The sequence below is a fragment of the Bacillus paramycoides genome, from assembly GCF_038971285.1.
GTDB lineage: Bacteria > Bacillota > Bacilli > Bacillales > Bacillaceae_G > Bacillus_A.
This window is the reverse complement of the sequence record NZ_CP152427.1, coordinates 3,206,010-3,223,825: the sequence shown is the minus strand read 5'-3', so window position 1 is coordinate 3,223,825 and position 17,816 is coordinate 3,206,010. Positions and strand designations below refer to the sequence as shown.

Here is a 17,816-nt window from a genome sequence, read left to right as displayed (position 1 = left end):
GGTATTTTTTATTTATCCTCAAAAATAAAAATCTCATCAATCGTACTATAAAGTGCCTTCGCTATATCGTGAGCGAGTTGTAAGGAAGGGTTATATTTTCCTTTTTCGAGGTGGCTAATCGTTTCACGGCGTACGCCAACAGCGTTCGCTAAATCTTCTTGTGTCATGTTTAATTTGGCGCGGTATTCTTTTATTTTCGTTACGAACGCCATGGCGCATCTTCCGTTTCATCAACAGGTTTATCGTAAAAGAACATAGAGAAGCCGAAAGTAAGAATGAGTGTACTGAAAATAAGAGCGATATCAATCTCTTGTAGCGCCGGGTTTGGAAATAACATTTCAATAAACAGAATGATAGCGGTAGTTAGTAATGTAACGATAAAGGCATTGCGGCACGATTTATTCACGATTTGTTCAAATAGTTCATCGTGTTGAACCGTTCTATATGTTGTGAAAAAGGAGAAGAAACAGAACATAGTAAACAATCCTTTTTCATAAAAAAAGCCGAGGAAACCGAAGAAACCGAGAAATCCTAAATATTTTATCCAAGTTGTTTTCACGATAGATTCTCCTTTCAATGTTAGAAATAATTCTCTTTATGTTATAAATATATCACATGTGAAAATGTATAGTAATAATAGTTTTCCAATTCTTTTCATAATAATAGTAAAAAGAGGAAATATACTGCGAAATAAAGAGGATAATATTGTAAAATGGTTGTAAGGAGGGGGAGGAAGGCATGTTAACTTGGATCATGATCGTTGTATTACTTGTAGTCATTACTGTAGTGGCGACGGTGTTAATTGGGCGAAATGGTGATGCAAATTATAGTAAAGCGACAAAGGGGAATATTAGAAGGCTTACGATGATTTATATTATACTAGCTGTCGTTTTAATCGTTGGATTAGGTTTGTATATTTATTTTAAAGGTTAAAAACTGAAAAAATACAAAAATCTAAAAATAGAAGTATGCTATAATGTTAATATAGTTATTTGGTAATTAAGGAAAGGGTTGGATGTAATGATTGAAATTACGAATGTGTCAAAAAGTTATAATGGGTCTACCTATGCAGTAAAAGATTTAAGTTTATCTGTGCCTAGCGGAGAAATCTTTGGATTTTTAGGGCCGAATGGTGCGGGTAAATCAACGACAATTAAGATGATTACTGGTATTCATGGGGTAGACAAAGGGACGATTACGATTAACGGTATAGATATTATGAAAAATCCGATGGAAGCGAAAAAGACGTTTGGTTATGTCCCAGATAGCCCAGATATGTTTTTACGATTAAAGGGAATTGAATATTTAAACTTTATGGCAGATATGTATGAAGTGCCGAAAGAAGTACGACAAGAACGAATTGAGTCTTTAGCGAAGAAATTTGATCTTTACAATGCGTTATCGGATCAAATTCAAAGTTACTCGCACGGTATGAGACAAAAAATCGTTATTATTGGTGTGCTCGTGCATGAGCCAGATGTATGGGTTTTAGACGAACCGTTAACAGGGCTTGATCCGAAATCTGCATATATTTTAAAAGAAATGATGAGAGAACATGCGGATAAAGGAAAGATTGTATTTTTCTCTACACACGTATTAGAAGTGGCAGAAAAATTATGTGACCGCGTTGCGATTATTAATAAGGGAAATCTTCAGTTTAAAGGGGATTTAGATGAAATGAGAGATCATTTTAAATCCAATGAATCACTTGAAAAAATGTTCTTGGAGATGACGGGCAATGAGTAAAATTTTGACGTTAACGAAAGTATTATTGAAATTAAATTATGCAGATTTTATTACAGATAAGAAGAAGCGATGGGCGTATGTATTTTCATTTGTAGCCATTTTATTTGTCGGCTTTTTACTATTTGGTTCTATCACGCACGCAATGTATGAGGGAATGATACATTTAGGGCAAGATCCAGGAATGATTATCGCAATGGGACTTGCGATTGCGAGTATATGGGTATTTTTAATGAGTATAACGAACATTTTAACTGTATTTTACTATAGTAATGACATTGAAATGTTATTGCCGTTACCATTGAAACCAGCCCAGATTATTTCGGCAAAATTTTTAACAGTATTAATTACACAATACGTAATGAGTTCATTCATTTTATTACCAATCTTTATTACGTACGGGTTAAAAAGTAGTGCATTTATTACATATTACATATACATGATTTTTATTTACTTACTCTTCCCGATTGTGCCGTTAGTATTAGCTTCATTACTGATGACAGTTATTATGAGGTATACAAATATAGCGAAAAACAAAGATCGAGGCAATATATTTATTGGAATCGTAAGTATACTATTTATTGTAGGAATTAATGTGTTTTTACAGTGGAAAAATAAAAGTTCGTTTTCTGAAGATGCAATTGCGGATTACCTAGCGAACAACCAATCTTCTCTTTTAGTACAAATGACAAACTATTTTCCAACTACATATTTTGGAGCAGTGGCATTAGTAGAAAATGCAAATTGGAAGGGACCTTTATACGTATTAATCTTTGCACTTATTTCATTTGTATTTTTTGTGTTGTTTTATTACATTGCAGAGCGTACATATTTAAAAGGGGTTATTGGACTTTCAACGAGTACAGCAAAAAAAGAGGTTATTTCAGCAGAAGGCTTACAGAAATCAACGGTACAAAGTTCACATTTAAAAGCGTATGTGAAAAAAGAATTTAAAACGTTATTCCGTACACCACAATTTTTCTTAAATTGCATTGTACAAACTTTCGTTATGCCGATTATGTTATTTTTTGTTTTATTCGTGCAAGATGGAAATTTAGAGTGGATTACAGGTTATATTGATAACCCAAAGTCAGCAGGTCTTGCAATTGGTGTTGGCCTTTGTGCATCGTTATTTTTAATGGGAAGTAACGTCATCGCAACAACATCATTTTCACGTGATGGAAGTTCATGGTTTGTGAATCGTTATTTACCTGTAAAAGCTTCGGATATCTTTTTTGCAAAAGCGATTACTGCTTGGTTAATTAATGTAATTATTTTAGCAGTATTCGGTATTACGATGGCAGTTGTGGCGGGGATTTCTCCTGTATTCATGTTACTGTGGTTTTTACTAAGTGCGAACGGGTTACTGTTAATTAATTTAATCGGTACACGCTGGGATGCACAAACTGCAGATATTCATTGGGATACAGAACAGAAATTATTTAAGAGCCGATATACAACTTTGTGGAATTTTTTAGCTAATATTTTTATAGCTTTAGTTATTGTTGCGGGAGTAGGTTTATTATACTTCTTCCTTCAAGTAGGACTGTGGGTAATGTTTATTGTTTTATTTGTAATGTTTACGATTGTAAATTATATCTTCATTAAAATTTTAAAATTAGGTGCAGAACGTATATTGTCAAATATTGAATAAATAGATAGATCCTCTGTATTCGCGTGCAGAGGATTTATCCATAGATGGAGGAGAAAAGGTGAAGAAAATAGCAATTGTAACAGGGGCAACTCGTCTAAATGGAATTGGTGCAGCTGTATGCAAGGTGCTTGCTCAAAAAGGGATAGACATTTTTTTCACGTACTGGTCTCAGTATGATAAAGCGATGCCGTGGGGAATGCATGACAAAGAGCCCTTTTTGTTGAAAGAGGAGATTGAAAGTTACGGTGTTCGTTGTGAAATGGCAGAAATTAATCTATCACAGTCGTATTCGCCAAATCGTTTGTTTTATATGGTCTCAGAACGTTTAGGTGATCCATCTATTTTAATTAATAATGCAGCGTATTCTACTCATACGAGAATTGAGGAATTAAATATAGAACAGTTAGATAAACATTATACAGTGAATGTTCGCGCTACTATGTTATTAAGTTCTTTATTTATAAAACATTATGCACTGAAAACGAGTGGAAGTATTATTAACCTTACTTCAGGACAGTCGCTAGGGCCAATGCCTGATGAACTAGCATACGTAGCAACGAAAGGAGCAATTGAAGCATTTACAAAATCAGTAGCACCTGTTGCGATGGAGAAGGGGATTACAGTGAATGCTGTTGATCCTGGACCGACGAATACAGGATGGATTACAGAGGAGCTGAAGCATCATTTAGTATGGAAGTTTCCGCAAGGTAAAGTAGGAGAACCAGCGGATGCAGCACGCTTAATATCTTTTTTAGTAAGTGAAGAAGCAAAATGGATTACGGGGCAAGTTATTCATTCGAACGGTGGTTACTCATAAATATATTATGTTAACAAATGTTGAAAAACAAAAAATGAAAGAAAATAATATTTTTTTGTTTAAATAAAATGTCAAGAAAGATAAAAAATTGATAGGAGAGTATATCGTCATATGAAGATAGTAATTCTTCATGTGACAATATACTCTTTTTCTTTTGTTAGAGAGAAGGAAAATGAAGTAGAAGAAACTCGAATATTCGAATTGATTTATCAGTTTTTGTACGTATTATTATGAAGATTACTGTCGGAAAGATGGTGATTCGTATGAAAAGGGATTTTTTAAGGGGAAATCGAATCGTAAAGGGGAGGATAAATAAAGTAAACATAGGGGGATTTATATGAAAATGAAAAAGGTCGCTATCGCATCGATAACAATTGGTACAATGCTTACTATGGCAGCTTGTAGTCCATCAGCAGATAAAGAGACAGAAAAGAAAGAGCAAGTAACAGCGCAAAATGAAGGAGAAGCAAAAACGACAAGTGCAGATGAAGCGTCAAAAACAACAAAAGATACTGAAAAAGAAACAAATACTTCTTCAAATGAAAAAACAGATAAAGATGCAAAAAATACGAAAGAATCATCAGGAACAGAAAGTAACGGTAAAACGTCAACTCAAAATGAGAATGTGAAAACAAAAGAAAAAGAAACGACAGGAAAAACGAAAGATCAAACGACAAGCGGAAAAACAACAGATCAAAGTACAAGTACAAACGCAAACGGAAAAACAACGAAAGATCCGAAGAAAAGCGTAGCTGTGAAAACAAATGTAAAAGAAGTTGCTGCACTAGTTGATAGCTTAGACAAGCAATTAGCTGCCAATCCGAAATTAGAAACAGTAAATAAACTTGGAAAACAAATAAATGAAAAGTGGGATGTGATTGAGAAAGAGCTAGAAGCATCACACCCAGCTGAATATGAAACAATTGGACAAAGTATGTACCCGTTAATTGTAGGAGCGGAGAAAGAAAAGATAGATATTAATAAAATGAAGTCATTAACGACGAAAACGAAAAAAGATTTAACTCAGTTATTAACGAAACTTTCGTAGTTTTAAAAGCCTACTGTGTAAGTAGGCTTTTTTATGTTTTCTGTAAAAGTCTATTTATTTTCAATTACGATACGAAATGAACCGAATGCTTGTTGACTGACATAATCTTCTTCGCTAGTTTTATAAGGAAATGGAAAAGCGACGAACTGAAAATTACTTTCTTGACCCACTGAAGGTAATGTGAAATTGAAAATTTGTCTCGTTTCAGGTGCAACCGCAGTATAAACGACTTTTTTATTGTTAAATATTTTTACTTGTTCCCAATCTTTAAATGCCACGATTGCGTAGGTCATTTCATCTTTTGTTTCATTACCGTTTGATAAGGTTAATTGTTCGCCTTCTTTTTCAGAGAAGACAGTTTGTAAGTTCTCTTCATTGTTCGTAACAAATAATGGTTCATACAGATCATCTTTTAAAATAGCATTTGGATCTATAAAGGTGAGCTTTGTATTTTCGCTTCCCTCCTGAGTAGGATTTATTGAGTATCGCATACTTAGGATCTCTTCTAATATAACCGCCTTATTTAAGTCATTGTTTTTTAATTTATATTCAGGTTTTTTAATGATTAAAAAGGTTAATTCACTTGCATTAGGAGAAGGGTGTAAAGAGATTTTCGTAGTAATTGAACTATTCGGTTTCATATTAAAAGAATAGTGTAATACTTCATTAGCAACTTCTTCTATCTTAAAAGGTTTTTGTTCGTAATCTTCTAGGACAATTAATCCGTATTTTCGGTCTTCATCAACATTATGTATGAATGATAATGATACATTTATTTTATTATTTTCAATAGTGATTTCACTACCATTGTTAATATGTTGACCTTTAGTATTTTTCAATCCATAAGAAATAGTATTGGCTTGTTGCTCTCGCTTATTTTCTTTAGGAGATGTATGCGGTTGTATGGTTGAAGTATGGGACAAAACATAAATTATAATTAATGAAATAAGTACAACACTGATAATAATATACATGCGTTTCATAAATAGCACCTCTATCTATTTAAAATATAAGAGAAAAAAGATATGCAAGTTGCATATCTTTTTCTCTTTCTTACCAGGAAGCTTTTGTTTCGTGGTTCACATCATTATAACCACTCAATTTATAGGTATGATTACCAATAGCGTAATCATCTCCATAATAAACGCTTGTATTGGTTGCTGTAGCACTTACAAAAGATGATTTTTTTGCACTATTACTTTTTGTATTTACTAACGAGCCATCGCCATTGAAAGTTCTTGCTTTTGCATAAATATAGTCTTCGATCGTAGTTGATTTCGATTTAGCAACTGAATATGGGTTACCAAAAAAGGGAGTATACACGCCAATGTTAGAGTCATTCTTAGGTGCAGCTGCAACAGTCCAACTAGGAACATTAGATGTTTTTGCTGATTGAACAGTATCATAGTTAACCAAAACGGGCTGTTTGTCTGCAGTGCCCACCTCTGAAGCACTTGCGTTATTAGTAAAACCAAAACTTAAAACCGCTAACCCTAAAGTTGTCACCGATAAAGATTTTTTCATATTCACTAATTTTCCCACCTTTTTTAATTTTGAGTTCGAACTCAATTCATACAATATATGAAAATTTTGAAACTCTCAATAACTTGTCCCATACTTAACTTTTCTTTTACTTTTGATTCAACATTTCTTCATTTTCAATAAAGCGAATATATCTTTAATTGCTTATACAGCAAAGGAAAAAGGTTTAACTTTATAAAATTCGTGTAAATTTAAATCTATTATTTATTTTCTCTGTTATTTTAAGCTTATGTGGCAATCCTAAAGAATAAGGATGGTGACAAAAATGACAATTGATCGGATTTGTACAATTGGGCCAGCAAGTAATAATAAAGAAACGTTAGCGCAGTTAATAAACAATGGCATGAAAATAGTAAGGTTGAATTTATCACATGGCACGCATGAAAGTCATAAAGATATCATTCGTTTAGTCAAATCGTTAGATGATTCTATTAAAATTTTAGGTGATGTACAAGGCCCTAAAATAAGATTAGGTGAAGTAAAAGGAGAACAAATTACACTTCAGGCGGGAGATTCTTTTCTTTTACATACGCAACCAGTTACAGGGAGCAATGAAGAAGCAAGTGTTGATTATGAAGGAATTGCGAATGATGTGAAAGTTGGAAGTAGAATTTTAATTAATGATGGTGAAGTTGAGTTAATCGTTGAGAAGGTAAGTACGGAAAAAATAGAAACAAAGGTGAAAACAGGTGGTAATATCTCCTCACATAAAGGGGTGAACTTACCAGGGGCAAGCGTTAGTTTACCGGCTATTACAGAGAAAGATAAAAAAGATATTCAGTTTCTTTTAGAAGAGGAAGTCGATTTTATTGCGTGTTCTTTTGTGAGAAAACCTAGCCATATAAAAGAAATAAGGGATTTTATAAAAGGGCATAAAGAAACTGCTCCTAATTTAATTGCTAAAATAGAAACGATGGAAGCAATCGAGAATTTTCAAGATATATGTAAAGAAGTAGATGGAATTATGATTGCAAGGGGGGATTTAGGAGTAGAGTTGCCGTATCAATTTATTCCGCTCTTGCAGAAAATGATGATTCAGGAATGTAATCGAACGGATACATATGTTATTACAGCGACACAAATGCTTCAATCTATGGTAGATCATTCTATTCCAACAAGAGCTGAAGTAACTGATGTGTTCCAAGCTGTACTCGACGGAACGAACGCTGTTATGCTTTCTGCTGAAAGTGCGTCAGGCGAGCATCCGATTGAAAGTGTAAAAACATTACGTCTCGTTTCAGAATTTGCGGAACATGTGAAAAAAGACGGTCCTTTTGTGATGAAAGATGTACTGGAATTGCTACATAAGTCTTTGGATGCGGGATAAATAAAAAGAGGGCGGATATGCATCCGTCCTCTTGTGTTTCATTCTATTCTTCTTGCTCATCCAAAATCTTTTCAAACGCAGCAGATACTTTTTCGAACTCTTCATCATTCTCAATGTATGAGAATTCACTATCTTCTTCTACTTTTAAAAAGAAAATATCAATGTCTTCCTCAGTTTCGGTTTGGATATCCTCCACAAAGGCAACGGCAATATATTCTGCGCCTTCGACATCCATTGCTCCAAGTACTTCTACTTCTTGCTCTTCGTTATTCTCATCACTAAGAGTAAACACTTCGCCAACTTCAATATCAGACATATTCATTCTCCTCCTGTCCAGCTCTAATAAATAGAGCGTTTAAACTGCATACATACTAATATATCTTTCCATGAAAAATCAATTTCATACATAAGAAAAATCAAATTCTACTTCTTTAGTATGCGTATACAGCTATAAGGAGCGCGTGTTATCTTACTAAATCCATTCAACAATTGTATCCATAGTCTGTCTTGTTTTATCACGCTTTGGCTCTTCTTTACGGTAACCAAAGGCAACCATAACTGATACTTCAAGATTATTGTCTTTTATAATGCCTTCTTGACGAAGTAAAGAATCTACTTTCTCTTTATCAAATCCTTCTATTGGACAAGAATCAATACCGATTTGAGCTGCGCTCGTCATCATATTACCTAAAGCAATATAAGTTTGCTTAGATGCCCAATCAAATACAGCACGATCGGATTGTAATAAGTTAAAATCTGTTTCCTGGAACTTTTTGAAGAATTCATATCTAATTTGTTGAGTGTCTTCAGGTAATCCAATAATATCGTTCATCATATGTTTAATATACTCTGCATCATAATGCATATCTTTAATATTTCTTGAAAGAACAATGACAAAGTGACTAGCTGTTGCAAGTTGCCCACCAGCGCCCCATGAATGCGGTTGTAGTTTTTCTCTTAATTCTTTATTTTGTACGACAATAAATTTCCAAGGTTCATATCCAAAAGAAGAAGGAGATAATCTTCCTGTTTCTAAAATGAAATGAAAATCCTCTTCTGAAATTTTGTGCATAGGATCGAACTCTTTACATGCATGTCTGAAATGAAAGGCTTCCGTAATTTTCTCTTTTGTAATTTGTTTTGTATTTGTCATAAAAGTTCCTCTTTTCATTAATGTATTTTGTAAGTAAATTATATTTTTAAAGTAACATAGATACAAGTACGCACATTTATGTGGTATAGTATCAAAAAAGATACTATTGGTAAGGGAAGGGACTTATGATGGATTGTTCAAACGAAAATAATATAAATTACCCATTTTTAAATAAATATTCTTGTCCAGTTGAAGCGATGGTTGAGGTCATTGGAGGGAAATGGAAAGGGGTTATTTTGTATCATTTATTAGATGGTACAAAGCGGTTTAATGAATTAAAAAGATTAAAATCAAATATCACGCAAAGAATGTTAACACTGCAGCTGAGAGAACTCGAAGCAGATGGCATTATACATCGTGAAGTATACCGAGAAGTGCCTCCGAAAGTAGAATATTCGTTAACCGAGCTTGGTGAATCACTTCGCCCAGTAATTCTATTAATGATGGAATGGGCAACTCATAATATGGAGAAAGTTTTGGAGAATAGAAATACGAAAAATAATAGTTAAGAGTTGTAGAAATAAAAGGTGTTTTCCATACGTGAAGACACCTTTTATTTCTGTATTTTTACTTTTTAACTTCAACTGCTGAAGTTGGAATGGCAGCCAAGTTTGCAGTTTTACCATACCAATCAGCATGTTTAAAAACAACACCTTTTCCATATCCTTCAGTTGAAGTACGTTCCCATAGCGTTGTTGAATAGCTAGCAGTAGGGGATGCTGTACTTACAGAAGAAATTTGATTTTGCCAACTAGGAGACAAGTTTTTATAACCGCTACTAAGAGAAAAATACTCGCTACCTTGATTTGTACGTTTATAGAAGTCTGTACTACCAGGTCCGCTTCCTTCAACACCAAGGGGAGTGATTGTATTATTCAACCTTTGTTTATCTTTTTCAATAAAAGCCTCTAAACTTTCTTTGCTCGAAAATCCATAAGATAACCAGTCTCCATTTTGATTTTGTTTCGGTAGAACTAGCGTTATTTTTACGTCTTCCTTTGATGGAGCACTCAATTTGTTAAACGAATCAACAGTCTTTTCATCTACAGTTACATATTCGAAAGAGGAAATCGTATAGTCTTTTTCGGTACTAGCTGATACTGATCCTAGTCCTCCAGTTAACGATGAAACAGTTAATAATGCACCTACTACTAACTTTTTAAGCATGAATTCATCTCCTTTAAACTTAGATTTTTTACATAACTAAAATGTATGATAATTAATTTGCATTGTAAATATTTAGAATTTTATAAAAATAAAACAGAATATTCTTTTATTAGTCTGGAGTAGGGAAAGTAATTTGAAATTAAAAAAGGATTTACTTAAAAAGTAAATCCTTTTTGGGTGTTAACAATAAAGTTAGTGTGTAAATTTTGCAATTTGCTAACTGACTTCAAAACTCTACGGATTAAAGTTTCATTTTATCCAGCTATGAATCATACACTTCTTTTGCATTCTTAGAAGCAGCATCTAATAAAAGGAAAAAGGCTGCTATAAAATGTAGAACCATTTCTATATAAGGAAAGAAGGCAAATAGGGTAACGATAATACCGATAGAATGAGGATACGTATTCAGGCCTTCTTTTTTAGCCAATAAGATGGTAGTGATATGTAAAGCAATCAATAGTAGCAAAGGTATCCCATATAGGTTAACAAGACTTGGAAATATATAATAGCAAGGAATTAATAAAAGATGATAGATCCCTGTGGTCCACTTTAGTGCTTGTATGTAGGTTTTCAAAGTTAATCCTCCTAAAATCATTCATATCTATATATTACCAAAACTAATAGATGATTGGATATTAAATATTTGTGGTTTTTTAGTTAGATATAATTATTTTATGTTAACTGATTGTTTCGATAGCATTAAAATAGAAAAACCACCCAAACGAGGGTGGTTCGTATTATAAATAACTACTTAAAGAGGAAAGGGGAACCTTCACCTCACTACCTTCCTTCATATTCCGCAGCACAACAGTATCTGTACTAAGTTCTTCTTCCCCAATAATAAGCACATAAGGGATGTTTTCTTTATTGGCATAATTAAGGGCACGTTTTAATTTGCGTCCTGCTAGTTCAAGTTCAACTTTTAAGGAAGTGGTAGAACGTAATTGCTGGGCAATTTGTAAGCATTGTAACTCTGTCCCGAGTGGGATGATAAATATATCCGCTGTAGATGATATTGTTTCTTTCTGCGATAGTGCTGTATAAATAACGTCTAAACCGAATGAAATACCGACTGTTGGATAGCTCATATTATCACCACGGAATGCCCCGATAATATTATCGTATCGACCGCCGCTACCGATGCTGGATGTAATCGATTCATCTTTTAGAAAGGTTTCATATACGGTGCCTGTATACATTGTAAGTCCTCGCGCTAAAAACGGATTGAATATAGCATTTTCATTTATTCCAAGGGCGATTAAATATTGCTGTAATTGTTGTAATTCGTTTACTCCTTCGGCAACGAGTGGAGTATTGAAAGCTTCTTTAAAGTCAGCAATTGAAAGCTTTAGACAAGATAAAACGGTATTGCATATCGTATCAGCCATTTCTTCAGTAATCCCGCGCTCTAATACATCTTTTCGTACACCATCAATCCCAATCTTTTCGATTTTATCTAATGATAAAATGACGTCACTCGTTCGTTCAGTAGGGATGTTAATGGACTCGAGAATACCGTTTAACAATTTTCGGTTATTATATTGGATCGTTACTTCTAAGTTTAACGTTCGGAACAGTTCAAACGCCATGCTCATAAGTTCCGCTTCTGCCATGACTGATTCTACACCAACTATATCAACGTCACATTGAATAAACTCACGAAACCTACCTTGTTTAATTGGACCATCTCGAAATACTTTCCCAATTTCATACCGTTTAAAAGGGAGGCGGATGTTCGGATTCATTGCCACGACTTTTGCGAATGGAATTGTTAAATCGTAACGTAAGGCAAGTTCGCGTTTTCCTTGATCCTTAAGTGTATATATTTCTTTTAAAATTTCATCGCCACCGCCGTACTTGTATGACATAAGCTCATACATATTTAACGTTGGTGTCTCTAACGGTTTACATCCGTATCGTTCAAACGTATCTTCACAGGCTCTTTTAATTTTATTTCGCAGTACTTGTTCCTCTGGTAAATAGTCTTTCGTTCCTTTTACATTTTTCATTTCCATTGTAATCACTCCTTTTTTTAATGAAAAAAAGCTATGCAGGTATAAAAATACCCACATAGCTTTATGAACGCTTCGTGGGTCAACAGGAAAAGCCCTGTACCCACGAAGAAAAATTTTTCTTCGGATACACGGCGTTACGTATGATGATGAAGTTGGAAAGAAGTATTAACATTTCGCATGACAAATCTCTCCTTAACATAAGTTTTTCCAAATTATATCAGATGATTTTTGAATTATCAATATTTTTAGTTGTGAAGTGAAATGTATTCATTTCACATTGCCTACAAGATGTTTTCTGTTCGTGCCATTTTTATCGCTTCTTCACGATTGTTAACACCTAGTTTTGAATAGAGATTTGAGCAGTAATTACGGATTGTTCCTTCAGATAAAAATAGCTTAGCTGCAATAGATTTATAGCGTAATCCGTTTGATAGATGTTCTAAAATTTCCATTTCCCGTTTTGTAAGTCCGTATGGAAAAGTTTGTTTAGTTGATTTGATTTTCGCTAATTGCTCACGTTGAAGTTTCATTTCCTCAAAAATGCGTGAAGCAACTGATTGGTCAATCCAAGTTCCGCCGTTATAAATAAGTTTCAAGGCCTCCTTCATTTCTTGTGGATGAATAGATTTCAACATGTAACCTTCAGCTCCATGCTCGAGCGCAGTTGCTGCTTGTAAGGAATCTTCAAATGTTGTCATGAGTACAATCTTCATATTAGGCCAACGTCGCTTCATTTCTAGTAAAGCCTCAATACCATTCATTTCTGGCATCTGAATGTCCATTAGTACAATGTCAGGTTGTAATTGTTCACATAATATTAATGCCTCAGATCCATCGTATGCCTTACCAGCAACAATAAAATCAGTTTGGTTCTCTAAAATTTGCTCTAAACTATTTGTAATAAGTGCCTGATCATCAACGACCAATAAGCGAATGATGTCATGTACAGGTTTTGTTTGTAATGGAATATTACAAATAATTAATGTTCCCTGTTCAACATTAGACTGAACCGATAATGTCCCCTGAACTTGTTCAAGTCGCTCTTTCATTCCACTGAGTCCAAAGCCAAATTGAATTTCTTTCATTCCAATCCCGTTATCTTCAATTTGCAATCGAAGTTGTTGGTCGTAGAAATGTAGTTGAACGGATATGTTGCTCGCTTTACCGTGCCGAACAGCATTTGTTAACGACTCTTGAAGACAACGGTATAGGAAAAAATTCACTTTTTGTATTACAAGAGTCTCGTTTCCGATCATACGAAATGTAACGGTTGTACCTGTAGATTTCATAAATTCTTCTGTTAATTGTTGCAAGGATTCACTTAATGAATTACTAAGTGGATTATGAGATAGCTCATGTAGATGCTTTCGAATATCATTTAGACTATGCTGAGCAATACTGATAAGGGAATCAATTCGTTCAAACTGTGAATCCGGTACTGATGATCTTAGTGATGTGACGCCAGCGATGAGAGAAGTAAGTGTATGACCAATTGTGTCATGTAGTTCATGTGACAGTCGATTACGTTCTTCTATTAAAGTAAGCTCTTCAATCCTATTAATATGTTGCTCTAATAGTAATTTTTGCTCTTCAATAATTCGAGATTGCTTATGATACTGAATTAATATATTAAAAGAAATACCAATGGCAAAACCGAGACTACAACTAACGATTAGTTCATATGGCGGTCGGTTGGCAATCCAAGCATTCAATAGCGGAAATGCAAATCCACAAAAAATACCGCTCCATATATAATTATTTCGATTACTACATAATCCAATAATAATTACGAGTAAAATGAAAGACCAAAGTAAATTTGGAGCCACGGATGCTAAGTAAAGATAAAAACAACCCGCAGTGATAATATCGAATGCAGGGTACCATTCTGGTTTCTTATATCGAATAATTAATGGTACAAGGTAAACGACAGAAGTGAGAGAAAGTACAATCATACTTGATGTATGAATGGATGTTGGAAACATAAAATTAGCACTAATGATAACAATTAGCCAAAATGTTCGTATGAGCACAAATATCCAGTCATACCAAATCCATTCTTTTGTGAATGAGAACATAAATTAAGCACCTACTTGTATTTTAAGATTAATTATCAATGATTCAGATTCATCATGTAACATATCTTTGAAATCGTCAATAGAAGAACAGTCAACAAAGTATGTCATATGAAGCAGTTGACAGTTTGTCACATGTTTTATATGACATAGTTACATAAAGCGTCATAAATAAATTAAAACGTTTTGTCACTATGTGATTTAACAATATTGAAGGTAAGGTGAGGGAGTGAGGCAACAGAAAAATTTAAAATAATAGGAGCGATGCATAATGAAGTCATTTATCTTAAAAAAAGGAACAGCCCTTACTTTAACAGGAGCAATATTGATTGGAGCATTAGCAATACCTTCTTATGAAACCGTACATGCGGTAAACAAAAGGACATCAATTGAACAAGTTATTGATAAAGCTGCCGATGCAAAGAATATTCCAGGAGTTGTTGTTACTGTAAAAAATGGAGAGGCAAGTTGGGCATATGCTTCTGGGGAAGGTAATATTGAGAGAAATCATAAAGTAGATGCTGATTCTGCTTTTAGAATTGGGAGCACAACGAAGACCTTTGTAGCTACAGTAGTATTGCAGCTTGTGGGTGAAAAGAAATTAAGTCTTGATGATACGGTAGAGAAATGGTTGCCAGAACTTATTAAAGGAAAAGGCTATGATGGCAGCAAAATTACGATTCGCCAACTATTAAATCATACAAGCGGAATTGCTGATTACTTGACGCCAGATCTTAAAGAGAAATTAATAGAGAATCCAAGTGAGAATTATACACCGGAACAATTAATTTCTCGTGCCTTACAATTAGAACCAGTAAAAGGATGGTCATACTCGAATACGAATATGGTTATTATTGGATTAATTATTCAGAAAGTAACAGGGGAATCATATGCTGAGCAGATACAAAAACGAATTATTGATCCTCTTAGTTTAAAAGAAACAGTACTTCCAGGAAGCTCAATGGATATTCCGAAAAAAAATGCCCGTGGCTATTTAAATACGGGTGATAAATTAGTAGATATTACTTTGTTTAATCCATCGTTTGCTAATGCTAGTGGTGAAATGATTTCGACAGGAGAAGATATGACAACGTTCTTCCGTGCCTTATTAGGTGGTAAATTACTAACACCGGAAATACAGAAGGAGATGATGACTCACACAGTAGATACCCCATTAGGAAAGTATGGACTTGGTATTCACGCAACAAAATTACCAGATGGTACTGAAGTATGGGGGCATGGTGGTGGTATCCCTGGTTTTACTAACTTTGCTGGTGGAACGAAAGATGGTCAGCATGTTATCTCGATAAATATTAATGTATTAGGCGCAGAGAAACAGATTAATAATATTTTAGCTTCAGAATTTGCGGCAAAATCAAAAAAGGAATCCACTGATAAGGAAAAGAAAAGTAAACATCGAGAAGAAGTACAAAATGTAATGGATCAAGTAGTAACGAATAAAAAAATTCCTAGTGTTATAGCTGGCGGATTAAAGGACGGAAAGCGTTGGTCGTATGCGACAGGAACAGCTAGTTATGAGATGCCACGCCCTGTAGAACCGAATTTTTCGTTCCGTATCGGGAGCATAACGAAGACTTTCACTGCTTCTGTTGTACTGCAATTGGCTGAAGAGAAACAATTAAACCTTGATGATACAGTTGAAAAATGGTTGCCGGGAGTTGTACAGGGTAACGGATATGATGGGAGTAAAATTACAATTCGTCAGTTATTAAACCATACAAGTGGGATTGCAGCATATACTGATTTAGATATGCGGGATATTACATTGCCTCAAAACCCATTTCGTTATTATAGTACCGATGAGCTCATAAGTTTAGCACTTGCAAAGCCACCTGTATTTGCACCAGGGGAGGGCTGGGACTATTCAAACACAAATACTGTTATAGCCGGGGAAATTATTCGGAAGGTAACAGGAGATACATATGCGGAGCAAATTAGAAAAAGATTTATTAAACCGCTCGGGTTAAAAGAGACATTCGTAATGGAAGCAAGTTCGCACATACCGGGTAAGCATGCGAATGGATATAATATGGATAGATCAGGTCGTTTATATGATTTGACAGAAATTAATCAGTCATGGGCAAATGCAGCTGGAGATATGGTTTCAACAGTGGAAGATTTGACTACATTCTTCAGTGCACTGTTGGGTGGAAAGCTCTTAAATCAAGAGCTAATGGATCAGATGTTCACAACAGTAGATTCACCGATAGGTAAGGTTGGACTAGGAATTTATGAAGAGAAAACATCAGATGGACAATCGTATTGGGGGCATGCTGGTGGGACTTTTGGATTTGAAACAAGGGTCGGTGGACCTATTGGAGGAGAACATATTTTAGTAACTGCTATTAATGCAGTAGGTCCAGAAGTCATTACAGGCAGGGATAAAATATTTAATAAAGAGTTTAGACGTTAAATGAAAAATCGACATCGAGCCTTCCGTTTGAAGGCTCGATGTCGATTTTCTTTATCCCGCATTAACGGGCAGTAAAACCCCCACCTCAAAATTCAGCGGAAACAAAGAAGTTAGGTGGGAGTCGGGCTACCCGTAAAAGCCTGATTGGTTAGGGCTGATTAAAGTTTCACTTTATGTGATTTTAAATTTAATGGGAAATAAAATCTTTGTAGGATGATGCATAAATATATCTACAAAAATGTGAAGTTATGCAGGTGAAATGGAAAAGGGTGTATAATAAAAGAAAACTTAATGTTATGAAATAACTTTTTAAGGAGAAGCTCATGAAAAAAGATAAAACAAATGCGATGCGAATATTAGATAAAGAGAAAATTGAATATTCGATGATGTCATATGATCCAGACGATGGAAAAATTGATGGCGTATCAGTAGCTGAGAAAATTGGACGCGAAGTGAGAGAAGTATATAAAACGTTAATCGCTCAAGGGAATAGTAAAAATTATCATGTGTTTATCATTCCGGTAGATGAAGAACTGAACTTGAAAGCAGCAGCAAAATCAGTTGGTGAAAAGAAAATTGAAATGATTCCTGTGAAAGATATTACGAAAGTATCAGGGTATATTCGCGGTGGTTGTTCACCAGTCGGAATGAAGAAGTTATTTTCGACATGCATTGATGCGACTGCACAATCGCTTGAAATGATGATAGTAAGCGGCGGGAAAATTGGTATACAAATTGAGCTGAAAGTGGATGATTTGGCAAAAGTGACGAGAGCGCAGTTTGGTGAGGTAACGAAGTAAATAGTGTGATTTGAAGGGATATAGAATCCTTTTATAAATGGGAA

19 protein-coding genes are annotated in these 17,816 nt (G+C 34.5%); 9 read left to right on the top strand and 10 right to left on the bottom strand.

Annotated features, from left to right (window positions below; genetic code table 11):
- Positions 1-8 precede the first annotated feature (8 nt).
- Positions 9-212: a helix-turn-helix transcriptional regulator gene (locus AAG068_RS16560; RefSeq protein ID WP_342715038.1), complete on the bottom strand. Its 204-nt coding sequence runs from the start codon at positions 210-212 to the stop codon at positions 9-11.
- Positions 200-559 carry a DUF3796 domain-containing protein gene (locus tag AAG068_RS16555; RefSeq protein WP_342715037.1) on the bottom strand — a complete coding sequence of 120 codons (360 nt, stop codon included), beginning with the start codon at positions 557-559 and terminating at the stop codon, positions 200-202. The genes AAG068_RS16560 and AAG068_RS16555 overlap by 13 nt, the downstream gene beginning before the upstream one ends.
- 179 nt (positions 560-738) lie before the next feature.
- Here AAG068_RS16555 and AAG068_RS16550 point away from each other — a divergent pair, with 179 nt between their 5' ends.
- The 5 genes from AAG068_RS16550 to AAG068_RS16530 all read left to right on the top strand — a co-directional run bounded on the left by AAG068_RS16550 (position 739) and on the right by AAG068_RS16530 (position 5,262).
- Positions 739-933, top strand: a complete 195-nt coding sequence (locus tag AAG068_RS16550; protein ID WP_000958869.1) for a hypothetical protein — start codon at positions 739-741, stop codon at positions 931-933.
- 87 nt (positions 934-1,020) lie between these two features.
- Positions 1,021-1,746 carry an ABC transporter ATP-binding protein gene (locus AAG068_RS16545; RefSeq protein ID WP_342715036.1) on the top strand — a complete coding sequence of 242 codons (726 nt, stop codon included), beginning with the start codon at positions 1,021-1,023 and terminating at the stop codon, positions 1,744-1,746.
- The gene (locus tag AAG068_RS16540) at positions 1,739-3,397 is read left to right on the top strand and encodes a putative ABC transporter permease subunit (protein WP_342715035.1); all 1,659 of its coding nucleotides are present in this window, start codon (positions 1,739-1,741) and stop codon (positions 3,395-3,397) included. Before AAG068_RS16545 ends, AAG068_RS16540 begins: the two co-directional genes overlap by 8 nt.
- 58 nt (positions 3,398-3,455) lie before the next feature.
- Positions 3,456-4,214: an SDR family oxidoreductase gene (locus AAG068_RS16535; RefSeq protein ID WP_342715034.1), complete on the top strand. Its 759-nt coding sequence runs from the start codon at positions 3,456-3,458 to the stop codon at positions 4,212-4,214.
- A gap of 337 nt (positions 4,215-4,551) precedes the next feature.
- Positions 4,552-5,262 (top strand): hypothetical protein, encoded by a 711-nt coding sequence (locus AAG068_RS16530; protein WP_342715033.1) that lies wholly within the window; start codon positions 4,552-4,554, stop codon positions 5,260-5,262.
- 50 nt (positions 5,263-5,312) lie between these two features.
- On the opposite strand, the gene AAG068_RS16525 is transcribed toward AAG068_RS16530, so the two are convergent.
- Both AAG068_RS16525 and AAG068_RS16520 read right to left on the bottom strand, forming a co-directional pair.
- A complete protein-coding gene (locus tag AAG068_RS16525) occupies positions 5,313-6,245 on the bottom strand; it encodes a hypothetical protein (RefSeq protein ID WP_342715032.1) in 933 nt (310 codons plus the stop codon).
- Between the two features lie 70 nt (positions 6,246-6,315).
- A complete protein-coding gene (locus AAG068_RS16520) occupies positions 6,316-6,792 on the bottom strand; it encodes a XoxI protein (protein ID WP_342715031.1) in 477 nt (158 codons plus the stop codon).
- Positions 6,793-7,057: 265 nt separating this feature from the next.
- Between AAG068_RS16520 and AAG068_RS16515 the strand changes: the two genes are divergently transcribed.
- The gene (locus tag AAG068_RS16515; protein WP_342715030.1) at positions 7,058-8,131 is read left to right on the top strand and encodes a pyruvate kinase; all 1,074 of its coding nucleotides are present in this window, start codon (positions 7,058-7,060) and stop codon (positions 8,129-8,131) included.
- A gap of 43 nt (positions 8,132-8,174) precedes the next feature.
- Here AAG068_RS16515 and AAG068_RS16510 read toward each other — a convergent pair whose 3' ends face one another.
- Complete coding sequence (locus AAG068_RS16510) at positions 8,175-8,453, bottom strand: DUF1292 domain-containing protein (protein WP_342715029.1); 279 nt, start codon at positions 8,451-8,453, stop codon at positions 8,175-8,177.
- Between the two features lie 150 nt (positions 8,454-8,603).
- Complete coding sequence (locus tag AAG068_RS16505; protein ID WP_342715028.1) at positions 8,604-9,284, bottom strand: NAD(P)H-dependent oxidoreductase; 681 nt, start codon at positions 9,282-9,284, stop codon at positions 8,604-8,606.
- Between the two features lie 128 nt (positions 9,285-9,412).
- Between AAG068_RS16505 and AAG068_RS16500 the strand changes: the two genes are divergently transcribed.
- Positions 9,413-9,793, top strand: coding sequence for a winged helix-turn-helix transcriptional regulator (locus AAG068_RS16500; protein ID WP_342715027.1), 381 nt, complete (start codon positions 9,413-9,415; stop codon positions 9,791-9,793).
- A gap of 58 nt (positions 9,794-9,851) precedes the next feature.
- Here the strand turns inward: AAG068_RS16500 and AAG068_RS16495 are convergent, their stop codons facing one another.
- The 4 genes from AAG068_RS16495 to AAG068_RS16480 all read right to left on the bottom strand — a co-directional run bounded on the left by AAG068_RS16495 (position 9,852) and on the right by AAG068_RS16480 (position 14,541).
- Positions 9,852-10,451, bottom strand: a complete 600-nt coding sequence (locus tag AAG068_RS16495) for a hypothetical protein (protein ID WP_087984158.1) — start codon at positions 10,449-10,451, stop codon at positions 9,852-9,854.
- Between the two features lie 262 nt (positions 10,452-10,713).
- Positions 10,714-11,025, bottom strand: coding sequence for a hypothetical protein (locus AAG068_RS16490; RefSeq protein ID WP_342715026.1), 312 nt, complete (start codon positions 11,023-11,025; stop codon positions 10,714-10,716).
- Between the two features lie 163 nt (positions 11,026-11,188).
- Positions 11,189-12,466 carry a histidine--tRNA ligase gene (locus AAG068_RS16485; protein WP_342715025.1) on the bottom strand — a complete coding sequence of 426 codons (1,278 nt, stop codon included), beginning with the start codon at positions 12,464-12,466 and terminating at the stop codon, positions 11,189-11,191.
- A gap of 281 nt (positions 12,467-12,747) precedes the next feature.
- On the bottom strand, positions 12,748-14,541 hold the full coding sequence (locus AAG068_RS16480; protein ID WP_342715024.1) for a hybrid sensor histidine kinase/response regulator transcription factor: 1,794 nt from the start codon (positions 14,539-14,541) through the stop codon (positions 12,748-12,750).
- Between the two features lie 268 nt (positions 14,542-14,809).
- Here AAG068_RS16480 and AAG068_RS16475 point away from each other — a divergent pair, with 268 nt between their 5' ends.
- Together AAG068_RS16475 and ybaK are read left to right on the top strand one after the other, a co-directional pair.
- The gene (locus tag AAG068_RS16475; protein WP_342715023.1) at positions 14,810-16,972 is read left to right on the top strand and encodes a serine hydrolase domain-containing protein; all 2,163 of its coding nucleotides are present in this window, start codon (positions 14,810-14,812) and stop codon (positions 16,970-16,972) included.
- A gap of 323 nt (positions 16,973-17,295) precedes the next feature.
- A complete protein-coding gene (gene ybaK, locus AAG068_RS16470) occupies positions 17,296-17,772 on the top strand; it encodes a Cys-tRNA(Pro) deacylase (protein ID WP_342715022.1) in 477 nt (158 codons plus the stop codon).
- The last annotated feature ends 44 nt before the right edge of the window (positions 17,773-17,816 follow it).

Excerpts from the sequence above, each read along its gene's own strand:
- AAG068_RS16515 (WP_342715030.1), top strand. The coding sequence starts at position 7,058 with ATGGTGACAAAAATGACAATTGATCGGATTTGTACAATTGGGCCAGCA.
- AAG068_RS16475 (WP_342715023.1), top strand. The coding sequence starts at position 14,810 with ATGAAGTCATTTATCTTAAAAAAAGGAACAGCCCTTACTTTAACAGGA.
- AAG068_RS16560 (WP_342715038.1), bottom strand. The coding sequence starts at position 212 with ATGGCGTTCGTAACGAAAATAAAAGAATACCGCGCCAAATTAAACATG.
- AAG068_RS16495 (WP_087984158.1), bottom strand. The coding sequence starts at position 10,451 with ATGCTTAAAAAGTTAGTAGTAGGTGCATTATTAACTGTTTCATCGTTA.
- AAG068_RS16530 (WP_342715033.1), top strand. The coding sequence starts at position 4,552 with ATGAAAATGAAAAAGGTCGCTATCGCATCGATAACAATTGGTACAATG.
- AAG068_RS16525 (WP_342715032.1), bottom strand. The coding sequence starts at position 6,245 with ATGAAACGCATGTATATTATTATCAGTGTTGTACTTATTTCATTAATT.
- AAG068_RS16540 (WP_342715035.1), top strand. The coding sequence starts at position 1,739 with ATGAGTAAAATTTTGACGTTAACGAAAGTATTATTGAAATTAAATTAT.
- AAG068_RS16500 (WP_342715027.1), top strand. The coding sequence starts at position 9,413 with ATGGATTGTTCAAACGAAAATAATATAAATTACCCATTTTTAAATAAA.
- ybaK (WP_342715022.1), top strand. The coding sequence starts at position 17,296 with ATGAAAAAAGATAAAACAAATGCGATGCGAATATTAGATAAAGAGAAA.
- AAG068_RS16545 (WP_342715036.1), top strand. The coding sequence starts at position 1,021 with ATGATTGAAATTACGAATGTGTCAAAAAGTTATAATGGGTCTACCTAT.
- AAG068_RS16485 (WP_342715025.1), bottom strand. The coding sequence starts at position 12,466 with ATGGAAATGAAAAATGTAAAAGGAACGAAAGACTATTTACCAGAGGAA.
- AAG068_RS16510 (WP_342715029.1), bottom strand. The coding sequence starts at position 8,453 with ATGAATATGTCTGATATTGAAGTTGGCGAAGTGTTTACTCTTAGTGAT.
- AAG068_RS16505 (WP_342715028.1), bottom strand. The coding sequence starts at position 9,284 with ATGACAAATACAAAACAAATTACAAAAGAGAAAATTACGGAAGCCTTT.
- AAG068_RS16550 (WP_000958869.1), top strand. The coding sequence starts at position 739 with ATGTTAACTTGGATCATGATCGTTGTATTACTTGTAGTCATTACTGTA.
- AAG068_RS16480 (WP_342715024.1), bottom strand. The coding sequence starts at position 14,541 with ATGTTCTCATTCACAAAAGAATGGATTTGGTATGACTGGATATTTGTG.